Genomic DNA, 17,899 nt, shown 5'->3' on the forward strand with positions numbered 1-17,899 from the left:
TTATTTGATCTTAACGATGCGGATGTTATCGACACCGGCGTCAAACTTCGTGACGGACCTGGGGCCGGTGTTGTCAAACATGATGTCCAGGTTGGCATTCCCGCTGCTGCCCAACAGGGCGGCCAGGCTGGTGGGGGCTGCGCCCGACGAGCTCTGGAAACCGGCCAGGGGGAGCACAACGGTGGTCCATTGGGTGGTGCTGACCATGGAGCTGTCCGCGAAATTTTGCCAACCCGCGTAGGAGGCCGTGAAGTTCCAGCTGTAGTTGAAGACAACCTGTATAATACCTGTATTCCAGGGTTGTTTGATAAAGACCTCGAACTTGAGGGCGTAGTCGGCAATCGGGTTGCCCATACTGTCGGCAGCGACACACTGGACGGCATTGGTGTTGACGGAGCGACCCCCGTTCCACCATTGGTCGTCCCCGGTATTGACCCCGGTGAAACTCATCTGGGCGAAATACCCGTTGTTCCCCGTAAACGAAGGGGAATCGACGACGCCCGTTGCACCCCAGGAATATTGGTTATAGGTATCGAAGTCGCAAAGCATGCCCCGGGTATCCCGGAAACCCGCGGCGGGATCGGAAGAACTTGTTCCGCCTTTGCTGGTGATGAGGATGCCTCCGCCCGTTGTCGCACCCGCGGGCACCGTAACGGTTACGCTGGACCCGTCGGAGGCGCTGGTATACGTGGTGGCGGCAACGCCGCCTGGGAAGGTGATGCTTTGGATCAGGTACAGGAACTGGCCGCTGATCGTAATCACGTCACCGGGATGCGCAAACTCATTGGATATAGAGGAGACGATGGGCGCCGGGGGATCGACCGGGAAGGTATAGGTCGTGGTCCCGTTGGCCGTGGTGACCTCGATGGTATTGGCCATGGTGCCGCTGAGGACATTCGGTGGGATGCTGGGCACCTGGACCACCACGTGTCCTGCGGCGTTGAGCGCGACGTTCAGATTGGCCGCCACGCCGTCAAAAAGAACCTGGCGGGTGGACAACAAGCCGCTACCATCCAGGATAACGTATTGACCCGGGTTGACAAGACTGAGGGTCGTGTCGGCGGGCGTGGTCAGGTTGGCGCGAAGACCGGTGATCTTGGGGCCACCGGTGTTTTGTTTCTGACAGGCGGAGAGCCCGGCCAGGGAAAGGACCCCGGCAAGACAAAGTCGTAAGGTTTGTTTGGTCATCGGGATCATTTTTAATAGTTAGGCAATACGCTGAAATTGAACGGTACCGGGGTCTTGGACAGGCTGGGCGCCTGTTCCATTTCCTGTTCGGGGAACGGCAGGTACACGTTGTTGGCATTGAAGGAGAAGTGCTCCCCGCTGGACGTGAACGTATACCGGCGCGGGGAGAAGCTACCCGGCACCCAGGTCAGTGTATAGCTGATCCCGCGGTCCTGGGCGGTGACATACGCCTCGGCGTCGATAGGGTCGAAATAGTACCAGCGCAGGATGTCGTACCACTCGTTGCCTTCGATCGCTGTTTCGATCCATTTTTCCTGGAAAATATCCGAGAATGCAATGGATGTCAGGGTGGGCATGCCGGCCCTTGTCCGTACCGCGTTGAACGCGGCCAGCGCCGTGGCATCGGTCGTACTTGTATTGTTCCCCATGGTGGCCTCGGCATAGATCAGGTAGACTTCTGCGAGACGAAGGATGATCGTGTTCGTATACGCGGCCATAAAGGCGCCGAGGTTGTTGTTGTCCGCGGGCGAACCGATGACGTATTTTTTGATGTACGCGTAGTTCGTCGTGTTCGGGACCGTAACGCCGTTGTCTTTTTTATCCAGCTCGGCATAGAAGTCGCCGGGGAACATGATGGTGGCTTTGCGGCGGATGGAGTCGTTGGGGTTGGCCAGGAAGTATTTGATCAACGCAGCCGAACCACCCTGGGCGGAGCCCCAGCCGTCGCCGGTTTGGGTGATCTGGGGTTCGAAGGCCATGTACGCCTGGAAGGAGTTGTTGACACCCCAGGGGCTGTTGACGGGTTGCCACAACAGGCTGAAAAGGCTTTCGGGGTCGAGGGTGGCGGCGTTGTTGTTGACCCCCACGAACTCGTTGTAATAATCGCTGGGTAGGGACATACCGCTGTTGGAAATGACGTCGGACGCAAAATACTTGGCGCTGTCGAGGTCGCTTTGGGTGCGGTTCCCCAGGGTTTTGTCCAGACCGGAACGGATCAGGTAAAATTTAGCCAGCATCCCTTCGGCGGAATACTTGTTGATCCTGCCCGGTTGATAGGAAGCGGTGGGCAGGTGATTGACCGCGTACCGCATGTCCATGAGAATAAACTGCCAGACGCTTTCGATGGTGTTGCGCAACAGGGAATCGCTGAGCTGGTTTGTGTTGTCATAGATGATGGGAACGGCGCCCCAGTTGCTGACCAGGTAATAATAGGCCAGTCCCCGCATAAAATGGCATTCCGCCAGGCCGTAGCTCCGGATCGAGTCCGACACCGTCGCGTTCTTGGCATCGACGATGTTTTGCATCGTCAGGTTGGACTGGGCGACGATCTTATAGAACGCTTTGTACCCGGTCAACAGGGTCGTCTGGTCCGTGGACGAGGGATCGAACTCGATATAGGGCGTCCGGTCGTTGGAGTTCAGACTGCCCCCCCTGGCTACACCGAAGGCTAAGAAGGCCTTGTCGTTGTAGTCAAACCAGGTGATGTTGTACAGGGGAGCCGTGCCGGCCATGACCTCTGCATCGGTCTGGTAGAAATTACCGGACGTAAGGCTCGATATGGGCGGGCGGTTCAGGAAATTTTTGCTGCAACCGGCCAGGGTGCTCAACCCCGCCAGCAATAAGGTATATGGAAGAATCTTTTTCATGACGAATGAATTTAAAAGTCAAGGACCATGGAACCGGTATACATGCGCACGTTCGGGTACCGGCCTGTATCAATGCCGACCATGTTCACGCCCTGGTATTTAACAATGCCGATTTCGGGATCGTAGCCGGAGTATTTCGTGATGGTGAACAGGTTCTGGACGTTGACACCGACCCGCAAGCCGCGGATGGGCATGTGACCGAGGTACCGGGTAGGTACGACATACGACAGGGCCACGTTTTTTACCCGGACGTAGGAACCATTTTCCACCCAAAGGTTGCTCATGCGGTTGTTCCCGTTGGGGTCGCCGGGGGCGATCCGGGGAACCGTACCACCGGGGTTGGTGAGCGTCACCGTCGAGCTGTCTGCGATGTTGTAGCTGCTGGGCCGCGCATAACCCGCCGTTGCCTTGAGGTAGTTGCCATAGACGCCGTTGTCCAGGGGGATCGTATTGTAATACTTGAAGTAGTTGAGGATGTCGTTCCCTATGCTGCCGATCACCAGGACGTTCAGGTCGAATCCTTTGTAGGTGAATTCGTTGTTGAAGCCGAAGGTATATTTTGGCCAGGGGTTGCCGATGGTCGTCCGGTCGCTGGCGTTGATCACGTTGTCCTTGTTGAGGTCCTTGAACTTGATGTCCCCTACCCAGGTACCCTGGGGGCTGACGGTCATAACCCCGTTGGCCGTTTGTACGGCGTGGCTGGTGATGTCCGCGTAGTTCTTAAACAGCCCTTGGGCAATGTACCCGGTGATCATACTCAGCGGCTGCCCTGCGACCGTTTGAAACTGCGCCTGGGTTGAATTCCAGGAGGTGATGTAGGGCGTGGGCAGGTAAGTGACCTGGTTTTTGTCAAAAGAGATGTTGAAACCGGTCTTCCATTGAAACTGCTTGGTCGCGAAGTTTACGGTATTGAGTGTCACGGTCAACCCCTTGTTCCACATTGACCCCACGTTGCCTTCCGGCCACTGGATATACCCGGCGGAGTAGGCGATGTCTCCCCCGTCGTAGAAGGGATAGACGCTTTGGGTCAGCAGGTTGGTGGTGTATTTTTTATACGCGTCCGCGATCAGCTCGATCCGGTTGTTAAACATGTGGAGGTCGACACCGACGTTATAGGTTTTGTCGCTCTCCCATTTCAGCTTCAGGTTGCTAAAGTTGGAGGACAGGAAGCCGGTACCCCAGGCCGTGGGTACGGACTGAAGGGCGGCATAGTATCCACCGCCGGTTTGCGCCGAGTTCCCGCTGGTCCCGACCTCGAACCGCAGTTTCAGGTCGTTGACGGACTTTATGTTCTTCATGAAATTCTCCTGCGAAATCCGCCAGGCCACGGAGACCGAGGGGAAATAGCCCCACCGGTTGTCGGGTCCGAAGTTGGAGCTGCCGTCCGCGCGCAACGTCGCACCGAGGATGTACCGGTCGTTGTACACATAATTCAACCGGCCGAAATAGCTTTCCTGGGCACCGTCATACCGCGTGCTGTTGGCGATGGACGTGGCTTGCGCCCCCCCGGAAAGGTCCTGGATCGAATTGGTGACATAGTCCTGGCGCTGGCCGTTGAGCGCCCCGCCGCCATACGCCTGGGCTTCGTGACCCGCCATGACGGAAATGCTGTGCAACCCGATCTTGGTATCGTATTGTATGCGGCTGTGCCAGTTCCACCACCAGCTGTTGTACGTATTGACATAAGCCACGGTCGTCGCGTTGACGTAGCCGCCGAACTGGTAAGAAGGATGGAATTGGTAGTTGTTCGTATAGTTCAGGTTGGTATTGGCTTCGGTATGGATCGTGAGCCCCTTGATCGGGGTCAGGTCCACGTAGCCGCCGCCGATAACACCCAGCCCTTTGTTATAGTCGTTGTTGATGTAAGAAAGGGCCACCGGGTTGGTGTATTGGTATTGGGTGCTGACCGGGCCGGCCCAGGTACCGTCCGGGTTTTTGACCGGTACGGAAGGGTTTTGATAGACGGCCAGCTGTACGATCCCCGCGTTGGTGGTGTTTACTTTTTCCGTGGTATAGCTGGGATTCAGGTTCAACCCGAGCTTGAGCCAGGGGCGGACCTTGTTGTCCAGGTTGATCCGGGTGCTGGCACGGTTGAAGCCCGAACCGGGTGCGACACCCTCCTGGCTGAAATATTCACCGGACAGGTAAAAGGTCGTTTTGTCGTTCCCGCCGCTCAGGGACAGCGTATGTTTTTGCAACAGCGTCCGGCGGTACAGGGCGGCCTGCCAATCCGTACCGGGGCCCAGGACGCTGGGGTTGGCGAAACTGGGATCGCTGGGCGCTCCGCCGGCGGCGGCTGCGTCGTTGCGGAAGGTGGCGTATTGCTGGAGGTTCATCACCGGCAATTCCTTGGGTTTGTCCTGTATCGTCCAGGTCGTGCTGGCGGAGATCTTGGTGTCCCCGGCCTTGCCGTGTTTGGTGGTGATCATGATGACCCCGTTGGCGCCCGCCGCCCCGAAGATGGCGGTAGCCGCAGGACCTTCCAGGATGTTCATGCTTTCGATGTCATCCGGGTTGATACCGGAAAGCGCGTTGGCAAACCCGGTCGGGTGGCTGTTGGGATCATCGGAGAAGTCGCCCGGCCGGATCTGCACCCCGTCGATAACATACAGCGGTTGCGTACCGGCGGTGATGGAGGAAATCCCCCGGATGACGACGTTCGCACCCGCCCCCGGCTGACCGCTGGGCGAGCTGACGTACACCCCGGCGGCGCGGCCCTGCAGCGCCTGGTCCAGGGTCGTATTGACCGTTTCCCCGATGTCCTTGGAGGTGACCGTGGTCTGAGCGCTGCTGAGGTCCGTCCGTTTCATCTGGCCGTACCCCACGACGACGACGTCGTCCATATGACCGAAGTCTGTTTCCATGGCGATCCGCACCGTGCCTTCGGCCCCGATCGTCACCCTTTGGGTGCGGTAACCGACGGCGCTGATGTCCAGGACATCTCCAATGCGTGCATAAATATTGAATTTACCGTTCGCATCCGTGGCCGTAGCGACCTTGGAGCCCCTTACCTGGATGTTGGCGCCGACGACAGGTTCTCCGCTTTTGGAGAGGACCCTGCCCTCGATGGTCCTGGGCGATGCATTCTGTCCCCAGACCTGCCCCGCCGCCAGCACGCAGGCCAGCAGGACGAGGGAAAGCAGCCGCCCGGGGAGGCTTTTCCATAGCTGGATACCCGGCCGGGTACCCCTACAATCGTTGTTTTTTCTCATAATGAAGGTATTTGCAATGTTAGATGGGTGCCTTTATTTGTTGTGGTTGGCCGTCATAAGGGATGTCCGTGCCCGGTTGTGCTTCCAGGGGAGCCGGGTGCCCCTTCCCGATCCATACGACACGGAAAACGCGGTGTTGGAGCATGCCGGGGAAGTCTCCCTTGCGTTCGCCTATTGTAAGGATTCCAGTATGTTCGTTGTATTGTAGCGGGATCTCCGCATAAGCGCCTTTTTCGTAGTGATAATTGGTTCCTTCGTCTTCATACAGCGTAAAGGCTGCATCGGCCCCCCTGTAGACGCAAAGGGTGATGGTATCGGCCGGTTTTTCGCCGGTGTATTCCAGCGCAGGGCCCAGGGGAACGATCGATCCCGCGCGTGCGAACAGGGGCATCCTTTCGTACGGGGCCGGGGCGTCGATGCGCTGTCCCCCGTGGAAGGCATTCCCCGTATACGCATCATACCAGTCCGTACCGGCGGGAAGGTACACACTCCGGGACCGGGCCTTGTATTGACAGACCGGGTTGACCAAAAGGGAAGGCCCAAAAAGGTACTCGTCCGCGACCCCGCGGGCGACGCTGTCCTGTTCGAAGTCCATGACAAGGGCACGCATGATGGTATAGTCCCCGCTCCAGGTACGGGCCGCGGTGGAATAGATATACGGAAGAAGCCGGTACCTCAGCCGGTCGTAATACAGGATACTTTGGAAGGCGGGATGGTCCGTGGGGGCCAGGTGAAAAACCTCCCGGTAAGGGTACTGGCCGTGCACCCGGAGCAAGGGGCAAAACGCACCAAACTGGAACCAGCGGGTGTTGAGTTCCCGCCATTCTTCCAGGTCGGCGGGGTTCGGGTGTTCATACCGGCCTTCGACCGCAAAACCTCCGATGTCCATCGTCCAATAAGGAATCCCGGAGAGGCTAAAGCCCAGGCCCGCGGTGATCTGGTTGCGCATGTCGTGCCAGCGGGCCGCGATGTCCCCGCTCCAGGTCGCCGCCGAATACCGTTGCTGACCCGCATACGCCGAGCGCGTCAGGATAAAGACCCGTTGATCGTCCGTCGCCCGCTGGCCTTCATATACGGCGCGGGCATTTTCCAAAGGAAAAGCATTGAAATACCTGGACGCCGTCCCCAGCGCATGGGGTTCCATCAGCGCCTTGCGGTCTTGTATGGAGGTGTTGCTCATGATATCCGGTTCGGTCGCGTCCATCCACCAGCCGTCCACGCCTTTTGTAAAAAGGTGCTGGTTCATGAGCTGCCAGAACTGGCGCCGGGCGTCCGGGTTAAAGGCGTCGTAAAAGGTCGATACATACCCCAGCCAGTCCTTCTGGCCGCGGTTGACGCTCAGGGTATAGAGCCAGCCCTTGCTTTGGAATAGGTCGAAATTTTGGGTGCCTGTGTAGAACTTCGGCCAGACGGAGATCATAAAGTGCGTATGGAGCGAATCATGAAGCGTGCGCAACATCTCGTCCGGTTCAGGGAACCTGCTGGGGTCAAACTCCTGACTCCCCCACTGGTCCGGCCGCCAATACTGCCAGTCCAGGACGATGTTGTCCAGCGGGATGTGCTGGGCGCGGAAGGTGCGCACCGTATGTAAGAGCTCCTCCTGGGTTTTGTACCGTTCCCGGCTTTGCCAAAGCCCCATCGCCCATACCGGCATGATGGGCGCTTTACCCGTCAGCAAACGGTAGCCCGAGATGACCTGGTCCGGGTTGTTTCCTTTGATAAAAAAATAATTGACGGCGTCCCCGACTTCCGAACTAAACGAATACGTGTCTTTATACAAACCGGGCCCCGGCGGAAGACAAGTCAGGGAGATATATGATTCCGTCCCGTCCGGTCTCCATTCGATGTCGATGGGGACTGCTTTTTCGCCGAGCGGGATAGAAAAGGGGGCTGTTTCCGGGTTCCAGCATTGACGCCAACGGTCTAAAAGGAGTTTCCCGTTGACCCATACCCGGACATACCCCCCAAAATAGAGCATGAACTGGTGCAACCCCGGTTGGGTTGCGGTGAGGCTGCCTTTCCAACGCACCAGGCCTCTTGCGAGGGTGTATCCCTTTGGCAGCTTGCCCAGATCGGGCAGGTATTTATAGTCGATGACTTGTTCTTGTCTCTTGGTGAATATGGAGTCGCCGTTGGCGTAAGTGGCTGTCAGCCCACCCGGCTGGCCGTTCTCCCCCTTCAGGGTCAGCTCCGACAACGGCCCATACGCCCGCAAATCCCCAAAGCGCGTGATAGAATAATTGTCCCACAACAGCCCGTAGTTCCGGCTGGACACAAGGAAAGGCACCGCCACGTTGGAATTTTGTTGCAGAAGCGTCAGGCTCTTGCCCTTCAGGTCGATCCAGCCGTTTTGCTGCTGCCCCAGCCCGTACAGGGATTCATCTTTGGGCGACTTAAAGGTGACGCTGAGGCTGGAATCGGTCGAAAAAACCGGTCTGTCGCGTTCCGCTTCCCCCAACAGTACCCGACCACGGACGTCCGTGATCGTGACCCGGCCGCTGTTTTTATCCACCAGCACCCGCAGGGAGTCCGTAGACAGCCGGATAAACCCGTCTTTGTCCAATACCTCATAACGGACCGCTGTTTCCGGGGTCTTGACCGTCATCAGGCTTACAGGAGGGTTATCCGCATCCGTTGGAAAGGCCTGGACATGGATGATCTGGTCCGTGACCGCTTGTATAGATATAAGGTGAGGGTAATGAGGCCGGGGATGTGCAATATGGACAATAATCCCGTTGTCGGTTTTTTCGTAACGGCCGGCAGGTCCGGAAGCCTTTAATCCAAATGGAAAAATCAACAGAAATCCACCCAGGGCAGCGCGCAGTCTCTCAATTCGCATGGCAAGAATAGTTGCCTCAAATCTATTCTGAATTACAATGAGTTATACGCCCTCTTTGTTCTCAAATGGGGCATCAAATGTTAAGGGGCCGGTCTCAAATGTTATCAAGAGGGGGTCTGTTTGTTAAGCTGCTTATAGGCCGAAGGCTGTACCCCAAATTCCCGCTTAAAGAACTTGGCAAAATACTTCGGGTTGTTGAACCCCACCTCGTAGGCGATTTCAGCCACGGTCAGCTGGCTTTTTGCCAAAAGGTCCGCCGCCCGTTTCAACCGGATGTGCCGGATAAAGTCCAAAGGCGCCTTCCCCGTCAGGGAAGACAGTTTCTTGTACAGGGTCACCCGGCTGCAATGAAGCGCCCGGCTCAGGTCCTCCACCGAAAAGTCCGGGTCCGACAGCCGCGCTTCCACCGCCTCCACCGACTGCCGGAGAAACTGCTGGTCCAGCGGCGTCACCTCCACCGGGCTCGGGTTGACCTCCATATTTTTGGAGGCCGCCCGCTGGTGCCGTTTCTGCGCCAGCAGGTTCCGTATCCGCGCCAGCAGCAGCTCGAAATTGAACGGCTTGGTGATATAGTCGTTCGCCCCCGTGCCAAACCCCTCCAACTGCTGCTCCTCGTCCGCCCGCGCCGTGAGCAGGATCACCGGTATGTGCGCCGTCCGCGGGTCATGCTTGATCCGCCGTGCCAGCGCGATCCCGTCCATTTCCGGCATCATGATGTCGCTCACCACCAGGTCCGGGGGCGATGCCTGCACTTTTTTCCAGCCTTCTTTCCCATTGGGCGCCTCCACGACTTCGTAATACGCGCGCAGGTTATCCTTCAGGTAGAAACGGAAGTCCTCGTTGTCTTCCACCAGGAGGAGCGTGGGGCGCTTGCGCGTGCGCGGCGGGGGCGCGCCCGCCGCATCATCGCCGGATCGCGCTTCCCCGGCCGGTGCGTGCGCGGCGTCTCCGCCAACTGGTGTGCCTGCGGCCTCGCCGTCCTCACGGGCTACTGCCTTCGGCGGCAACTGCACAATCGGCAACCGCACGATAAAACAACTCCCCTTATCCGGCTCGCTTTCCACGGTGATGGTTCCCTGGTGCAGCTTTACGAACTCCTTGGTCAGGGCCAGCCCGATCCCGCTGCCCTGGTTGATCATATTCCCCGGGAGGTCGTGCTGGAAAAACCGTTCGAAGATGCGGTCCTGCTGGTCGGCGGGGATGCCGATCCCCGTGTCGGCGACCCGGATCTCCACGGCGTCGCCGTCCACCCGTACCCGGACATCCACCCGGCCGCCTTCCTGCGTGAATTTGAAAGCGTTGGACAAGAGGTTGAATACGATTTTTTCGAGCTTGTCCCGGTCAAAGGCGGTGACGCACTCCCCTACCTCGCTTTGGAAGTCGAGCGCGATGTGCCGTTTTTCGGATATGTCGGAAAAAGATTGGGTGAGTTCCCGCACGTACCGGACGACGTCCCCGCTGCTGCGGTGCAAGGTAAATTCCTGGACCTCCATACGCCGGAAGTCCAGGAGCTGGTTGACCAGGTTGAGGAGGCGGCGCGCGTTCCGGTACATCAGTTGGAACTGTGCCGCCCCGGTGCCCTCTTGTTTGATCAGCTTTTCCAGGGGCGCCAGGATAAGGCTCAGGGGCGTCCGGAACTCGTGGCTGACATTGGTAAAGAACCGGATCTTCATCATGTCCAGTTCGTGCATGTTTTGCGCTTCCTTTCGTTCCTGTTCGAGGCGGAACTTCATCCGCGTCCGTTCGATCAGGATGTTTCGGGCGAGGGCCAGCACACCGATGATAAAAAGGACGTAAAGGACAAAGGCCAGGGGCGTTTTCCAAAACGGCGGCAGGACATGGATGACCAGGGACGCCTCCCGCGGCTGGCCGACGCCCTGTGTGGGAACCGCCCTGACCCGGAAGGTGTAGGTACCCGGGTCGAGGTTTGTATACGTGGCACTCCATTGGCGGGCGGGCAGCGCCAGCCAGTCCTGGTTAAACCCGTCGAGCCGGTAAGAATATGCGGTCTTTTGGTTGCCCGAATAATCGAGGTCGGCAAAAGACACCGAAAATACATTTTCGTTATACCGCAACGTGACCTCGCGGGTTTGCGGCAGCGCCGCGGGTAGGATGGTCCGCCCGTGGAGTTTGTCCCCCGGGGCGATGCTTTTGTTGAATACCTGGAGGTCAGTAAAAACAATGGCCGGCGTTTCCTTATCCGTATGGATGTTCCCGGGCTTGAAAACGTTAAACCCGTTGGGTCCGCCAAAAACAAGCTCGCCTTCGCGGGTGCGCAGCACGGCGTTCTCATTGAACTGCCGCGACTGGAGGCCGCTGGATTCGTCGTAGGTGGTGGCCTGGAGTTGGGGGGCTACACCGGGCGGCAGTGCACCGCCTTTGCCCGGCGCATCCGCGCCGGGGTACTTCAACACCGCATTGCAAAGCCCCGAAGGCGTCCCCAACCAAAGGTTGTGGTTGTTGTCCTCGGCAATGGTGAGGATATAATTGTCGGGGAGCCCGTCGGCCTTGTTCCAGACGTGGAGGGTTTTTCCGAGGACGGGGTCGAAGAGGTTGAGGCCTTCGGCGGTGCCGATCCACACGCGGTTGAGGCTGTCGGCGATCACCGCGAGGATGTTGCGGCTGCTGATGCCGTTGGCGAGGTCGTAGTTGCGGAAACGGCCCGTTTTGTGTTCCAGGACGTCGACGCCGGTGCCGGTGCCGATCCACAGGTTGCCGGCGGTATCTTGCGTGAGCTCGGAGATATAGTTGGACTGTATGGTTTTAGGTTGGTCTCCGAAGCGGAAGTGGCGGAAGCGGCCGTGGTCGCGGTCCATGAGGTCGAGACCGGCGGCGAGGGTGCCCACCCAGAGCTGCCCCCATTTGTCTTCCAGGATCTCCCACACGCGGTCATCGCCAAGAGAGGTGCTGTCCGTGGGGTGGTGGCGGTAGTGGGTAAAGGTCCTGCCGTCGAAACGGTCGAGTCCCCCGAAATAGCTGCCGATCCACAGCATCCCCCGGTGGTCGATGCACAGGCTGATGATGACATCGCTGGAAGGACTGTTGGGATTCGACGGGTTGTGTACGTAGCTGGTAAACTTTCCGGTGGTACGGTCCCAATAGATGAGGCCGCCGCCGTTGGTGCCGATCCAAAGGTTGCCCCTGGGGTCTTCCACAAAACGGTTGACATCGTCAAAGCCAAGGCTGCCGGGGACAAAGGGATGGTGACGGTACAGGGGAAAACGGATCGCACCGGGATGATAGACATTGATCCCTTGTTTATAGGTGCCGACCCAAACGGTGCCGGCGTTGTCTTTGAACAAACAGGTGATGGCGTTTTGGCTGACGGTGTTGTCGTCAAAATCATTGTGTTCGAGGTAGCGGATCTGTAAGGTGGTTTTGTTGAGCAGGTTGACGCCCCCGTGGTCGGTGCCGATCCAGATCAGGCCCGCATCGTCCTGGACCACATCCCGGACGATGTCGTTGTTGAGGGGACAGGTGGCGGTGCTTTTGTCGAGGTGGAGAAAGGAACGGTCGGTGGTTTTGTAAAACCAGATGCCGCGGGCGTCCCCGGTGCTGTAGATCCAGAGGTCGCCCAGGTTGTCGGCGTATACATTGTAATCGGTGGCCTGACCGGAAGACGCTTTGGTGATGGTGCGGTCCACGCGGCTGATCCGGAGCGAACCGGTATCCAGGCATTCCAGGAGACCATCCCTGCGGATGATCCAGAAGTGACCGTGGTTGTCCGTGGTAAAGTCGGTGATGTTGTCGGCGGCGACGGTGGGCTCTTCGGGATCAAGAAGGACGCGGGTGGTCAGCTGGCGGCGGGGATCGAAACGAAAAAGACCCACGGTGGGCTGTACAAACCAAAAGCAGCCGGACCGGTCCTTTACAATATTCGAAATGCTTCCCCCGGGTATGGCGAGTGCGTTCAGCGCGGCGTTGACATCGCGGTTGAAGGTTTCGGTCCGGGGATCATAGATGTTGAGGACATTGTCGCTGAACTGGACCCACAACCGCTCGCCGGGTCCTTCAAAGATGGCTTTGATGGTGTTTTCCCCGATGGAGCCGGGGTCCGCCGGATCATGCCGGAAGACGCGGAACTCGTGCCCGTCGTAGCGGTTGAGCCCAGACATGGTGCCAAACCACATAAACCCCTTGTCATCTTTATAAATGGCGTGTATTTCGTTATAGGAAAGCCCCTGGGCGCTACCTATATGTATAAAAGGGTACAACTGAGGCTGCGCGTACGACGCAAGACGCCCCATCGAGATCAATATGACCAGCAGACACTTTCTCATGCGATGGGTGCAATATAAGGTTTATCACGTTTACCTGTCCCCCGGAGGTCCGCAAACGATTGCGGGCGGCGGCCGCGCCGCGGCTAAGACGCGCTATATGCGCTGCCCGCCGCTCACGTTTATATCCGCAGCAACAATATGCCGCGCAACGTCGGAGGCGAGAAACACACAGGCGGCGGCCACGTCCTCCGGCGACCCGATCCGTCGGATCGGGATAGCAGAAGATAAGGTTTCCATACGGTTATCTTCGCTGAGCCATTGCACCGTCATTGGCGTAAGAATATTGCCCGGCGAAACCGTGTTGATATTGATATTATAGGGCGCCGCCCATCGCCCCACGTTTTTGGTATAGGCGTCCACGGCGCCGAAGGCGGCGCAATAAGCGGGGATCGAATCCATGACACCGTGCGCCGCAAAGGAACCGATGTTGATGATCTTGCCGTAGCGGCGTTCCATCATGTGGGGCAGCACGGCCTGGGTACACAAAAAGGTCCCCAGAACGTGACCATTGATCTGCCGGTGGAATTCGGTATCGTCGGTGTCGAGCTGGCTGCCCACGGCGCCGGGACCAGCGATATTAAACAGGATATCCAGATGTCCATAGGCCCCCAGAGCGGCTTGTATGAGCGAATGCACCTCCTCCCGGTGAGACACATCCGTTTTTATAAAAAGTACATCGCTATTCTGGGGATCGTGTAGGTCGGCGATCACGATGCGCGCGCCCTCCGCCAGCATCATTTTGACGACGGCCCGCCCGATACCGGAGGCGCCACCGGTGATGAGGGCGACTTTGTCGTTTAATTTCAGGTCCATAACGGTTCATTTATCATCAGAAATGCGTGTTGCTTTCTCGATCTGTTCTACCAGGTCAGGACTTAAATCAATCGTCAACGCCCGGAGGTTTTGTTCGAGCTGTTCGGGTTTGGAGGCGCCGAGGATGGCGCAGGTGACATGGGGATTATGGATGACCCAGGCCAGGGCCAGATCGGTCATTGAATAACCCGCCTGGTCGGCGATGGCTTTGAACGCCCGGGCTTTTCCGACTTTTTCCTCCGAATAGGCCATGCCCATCATGCCTTTAAACTCCGGCAGGTCCAGCCGGCTGCCTTTGGGGATGCCGTCGTTGTATTTGCCGGTGAGCATGCCGCTGTGCAAGGGGCTCCAGGTGGTGAGCCCCAACCCGTAGGTGTCGTACAAAAGGGCGTAGTCCTCTTCGACCTTAAAACGCCGGAACAGGTTGTATTCGGGCTGCTCGACCACCGGACGGAGGAGATGATAGCGCTCCGCGGCAGTGATGGCTGCTTGTATGCCGGACGCAGTCCATTCGCTGGTGCCCCAGTAGAGGATTTTTCCGGCAAGGAAAAGTTGATGCATGGTCCACACGATCTCCTCCACGGGTACCGTGGGGTCGGGACGATGGCAATAAAAAATGTCCAGGTAGCTGGTCTGCAAACGTTCCAAAGCTTCGTCGCAGGCCTCGCGGAGGTGCTTGCGGGCCAGACCGTGCTGGGTGGGCAAGTTGGGGTGGTGCCAACCAAAGTAGGCCTTGCTGGTCAATACGTAGGAGGAACGCTCCCAACCCTTCAAGCGGAGAACCCGCCCCATAATCCGCTCGCTTTCGCCCCGCGCATAGACCTCGGCATTGTCAAAAAAATTAACGCCATTATCGTAGGCGATCTGCATCATGTCGCCCGCGGCCTTGTCGTCGACTTGGCCTTTGAAGGTGATCCAGCTTCCATAGCCCAGTACGCTCAGTTGTAAGCCTGTGTGGCCCAATTGTCTATATTCCATAGGTTAACTATAATTTGGGTTTCCCTTTGAGTAAACCAATTATGAAGCCAATTATCTTTGCACCATGCAACCGAACTTTTACCTCACGCACATCCCCGAGCGCACGCAGCCTCCCCGTACAAATGGTCTAACCATGGTGACGGACAAGGGGTTAAGCGTCGAAAGCACCAAGGACTACCTGTCGGTGGCCTACCCCTACGTAGACCTGGCCAAACTCGCGTTTGGCGTGTCTTTTGTGCTGCCGCACCTAAGGGAAAAGATCGACGCCTACCGCGCCCATAACATTCCCGTATATTTTGGGGGGTTGTTGTTCGAAGCGTTTATCGTGCGGAACCAGTTTGCGGATTACCTGGCGCTGTTGAAGGACTATGACATCACCTGTGTGGAAGTGTCCGACGGGTCGATCAATATCTCCCATACCGAAAAGTGCGGATACATCGAGAAGTTGTCCAAACAGGCCATGGTGTTGAGCGAAGTGGGGTCCAAGGACAAGGACCGCGAACACATTACCCCTCCCTATAAGTGGATCGAGCTGATGCAGGCGGAACTAAACGCCGGCGCCAGCTATGTCATTGCGGAAGCCCGCGAAACCGGCACGGTTGGTTTGTACCGGGATTCGGGCGAGGTCCGCGAAGGCCTCGTACAGGAAATCCTGACGCGTATTCCGGGGGAAAAGATCATCTGGGAAGCGCCGCTCAAGGATCAGCAGTTGTATTTCCTCGGTTTGCTGGGGTGTAACGCCAACCTGGGGAATGTTGCCACACAGGATGTGATCGCCCTGGAGGCGATGCGGATCGGCTTACGGGGCGATTCGTTCCATTTTTTCCTCGAAAACCTTTAAGCCTCCGCTTCGCCAGCGGGCACCCTGCGCTTCCGGAGCACCGGCCACCGCAACCCGTGCTTCTTTTTTTGATGCACCGTAGCTTCGTCCCGGTCGTCCCCTAAGAGGATCCCCCAGGCATTCAGGCTGTCGACCCCGTCAAAGATGACTTTGAGGATGGCCACAATGGGGACTGCAAGGAACATACCGGGGATGCCCCACAACATCGACCCCACGACGACCCCGAGGATGGTGGCCAATGCGTTGATCCGCACCTTGGATCCGACGACCCTGGGCAAAAGTATGTTGCTATCCACCAAATGCACGCCCACCATGGCAATCGCCAGCTCCAGGACGACCGTGGGTGTATTGGTCGTAAAAGTGATCAGACAGCTTAGGATGAGCGCGGTAAAGATTCCGAGATAGGGGATCAGGTTCAGCAGGGCGCCAATGACCCCCAGCAGGAGCGCGTATTTTACACCGATGATAAAGAACAATGTGCAGTTCAAAAAGGCGACGATGGCCATTTCGATCATCAATCCTACGATATAGTTTTTGATGACGTGGCGGGTTTTACCCAGGATGTCATAGACCTTGGGCGTGTGCTGGTCCTGGAAGGCGCGGATCAGGAAACGGACGACAAGCCCCCGGTACAGCAGCAACAGAAACGTATAGATGGGGATCAGGACGGCGTACAGGAGCGTATTCGACAGCGAGGAAACGGTGCTGCCCACGATGGAGCCCGTGCTGGAAATGGTCTGGCTCTTGGCGGAATTCATCAGCTGTTGCATCCCGGTGTGTGTCATGTGGAAGCGGTGTTTGATCCACACCTGTATGCTGTCCAGGACGGATTCAAACTGCGTGACCAGGGCCGGCAGGTCGTTCCGGAAACTGATGATCTGCGAGGAAATAAAGTACAGGACGAAGACCACCAGGAAAACCGACAGCAGCAGGGACACGATGGCGGCGATACCCCGCGGGATGCCCTTTTTTTCCAAAAAGTCACAGGGCGCGATCAGCATAATGGCCAGCAACCCCGCAAAAGACATCGGTATGAAGATGCTTTCTGCATATTTGAGGAAAAAGAAAATCAGGAAGATGGCGACAAGGCTCAGGCTTAACCGGGCGTAAAAGGGATAGACTTTGATCTCCATAACTATAAATGTATTAAAATTTACTAGATTAGTGGGATATGACTTCCTCACGCCGGACATTCCTGAAAAATAGCACCTTAGCCATGGCCGGGGTCGCCGTAGCGCCCTTGTTGCCCCACACCCGTGTTTGTCTCCAACTGTATTCCGTCCGGGACGCCATGAAGGCGGACCCCACGGGGACGTTAAAACAACTGGCGGCGATGGGTTACCGGAACGTGGAACACGCCAATTATATCGACCGGAAGTTTTATGGCTTTGACGCCGTTTCCTTCCGGAAGATCTTAAGCGACCTGGGGTTGGCGATGGTCAGTGGACACACGGAATTAAAAGAGGGCGTCCACTGGAGCGGAAGTGACTTTACCGACGCCTGGAAACACACCCTGGAAGATGCAAAAACGGCGGGCCAGGAATACGTCGTCTGCCCCTGGCTGGACGAGTCCCTCCGGGGGGACTATGACCGGCTGCAACGCTGGATGGCCGTGTTCAACAAGTGCGGGGCGCTGTGTAAAACCATGGGCCTGCAGTTCGGCTACCACAACCACGACTTCGAATTTAAAGACCACCTGAACGGGAAACTCCTTTTTGATATCATCCTTTCCGAAACCGACCCGTCGCTGGTCGCCCAACAGCTGGACATCGGTAACCTGCTGTTGGGCGGGGCCAAACCCATGGACGTGTTGCAGGCTCACCCCGGCCGGTTTGCCCTCTTACACGTCAAAGACATGATCCCCGCACACGGTACGGGTGAAATGGGCGGAGCTTACGAAAGCACGATTCTTGGCCAGGGTATCCTTGATACCCGGTCGGTGGTTACCCGCGCGGTGCGGCAGGGCGCCACGCAGCTGACCATCGAACAGGAATCCTACCAGGGCCGAAATCCGCTCGATGACGCACGTAACGATCTGACTACCATGCATCGTTGGGGTTTCTAAGGATAAAGTATTATCTTTTCGGTCAAATCGTTTTTAA

The 17,899-nt window shown here is 57.5% G+C and carries 10 protein-coding genes; 2 read left to right on the forward strand and 8 right to left on the reverse strand.

The genetic code is table 11. The annotated features are described in order from the left end of the window. The 7 genes from EDB95_RS26860 to EDB95_RS26890 form a co-directional block, all read right to left on the reverse strand. A complete protein-coding gene (locus tag EDB95_RS26860; protein ID WP_134000075.1) occupies positions 1-1,188 on the reverse strand; it encodes a glycan-binding surface protein in 1,188 nt (395 codons plus the stop codon). A gap of 11 nt (positions 1,189-1,199) precedes the next feature. Next, positions 1,200-2,834: a RagB/SusD family nutrient uptake outer membrane protein gene (locus EDB95_RS26865; RefSeq protein ID WP_134000078.1), complete on the reverse strand. Its 1,635-nt coding sequence runs from the start codon at positions 2,832-2,834 to the stop codon at positions 1,200-1,202. Positions 2,835-2,845: 11 nt separating this feature from the next. Continuing rightward, on the reverse strand, positions 2,846-6,046 hold the full coding sequence (locus tag EDB95_RS26870) for a SusC/RagA family TonB-linked outer membrane protein (RefSeq protein ID WP_134000080.1): 3,201 nt from the start codon (positions 6,044-6,046) through the stop codon (positions 2,846-2,848). A 19-nt stretch (positions 6,047-6,065) separates the two neighbouring features. Continuing rightward, a complete protein-coding gene (locus tag EDB95_RS26875) occupies positions 6,066-8,885 on the reverse strand; it encodes a TIM-barrel domain-containing protein (protein ID WP_134000083.1) in 2,820 nt (939 codons plus the stop codon). Between the two features lie 104 nt (positions 8,886-8,989). Then, positions 8,990-13,165 (reverse strand): two-component regulator propeller domain-containing protein, encoded by a 4,176-nt coding sequence (locus EDB95_RS26880; protein WP_134000086.1) that lies wholly within the window; start codon positions 13,163-13,165, stop codon positions 8,990-8,992. Positions 13,166-13,258: 93 nt separating this feature from the next. Continuing rightward, complete coding sequence (locus EDB95_RS26885) at positions 13,259-13,978, reverse strand: SDR family NAD(P)-dependent oxidoreductase (RefSeq protein WP_134000090.1); 720 nt, start codon at positions 13,976-13,978, stop codon at positions 13,259-13,261. Between the two features lie 6 nt (positions 13,979-13,984). Next, on the reverse strand, positions 13,985-14,956 hold the full coding sequence (locus EDB95_RS26890) for an aldo/keto reductase (RefSeq protein ID WP_134000093.1): 972 nt from the start codon (positions 14,954-14,956) through the stop codon (positions 13,985-13,987). 64 nt (positions 14,957-15,020) lie between these two features. Here EDB95_RS26890 and EDB95_RS26895 point away from each other — a divergent pair, with 64 nt between their 5' ends. Beyond that, the gene (locus tag EDB95_RS26895; protein ID WP_134000096.1) at positions 15,021-15,797 is read left to right on the forward strand and encodes a phosphosulfolactate synthase; all 777 of its coding nucleotides are present in this window, start codon (positions 15,021-15,023) and stop codon (positions 15,795-15,797) included. On the opposite strand, the gene EDB95_RS26900 is transcribed toward EDB95_RS26895, so the two are convergent. Further along, positions 15,794-16,930 (reverse strand): AI-2E family transporter, encoded by a 1,137-nt coding sequence (locus tag EDB95_RS26900; RefSeq protein ID WP_162852813.1) that lies wholly within the window; start codon positions 16,928-16,930, stop codon positions 15,794-15,796. The genes EDB95_RS26895 and EDB95_RS26900 overlap by 4 nt on opposite strands. Before the next feature lie 38 nt (positions 16,931-16,968). Between EDB95_RS26900 and EDB95_RS26905 the strand changes: the two genes are divergently transcribed. Then, positions 16,969-17,862: a sugar phosphate isomerase/epimerase family protein gene (locus EDB95_RS26905; protein ID WP_134000102.1), complete on the forward strand. Its 894-nt coding sequence runs from the start codon at positions 16,969-16,971 to the stop codon at positions 17,860-17,862. The last annotated feature ends 37 nt before the right edge of the window (positions 17,863-17,899 follow it).

The organism is Dinghuibacter silviterrae, assembly GCF_004366355.1.
Taxonomy (GTDB): Bacteria; Bacteroidota; Bacteroidia; order Chitinophagales; family Chitinophagaceae; genus Dinghuibacter; species Dinghuibacter silviterrae.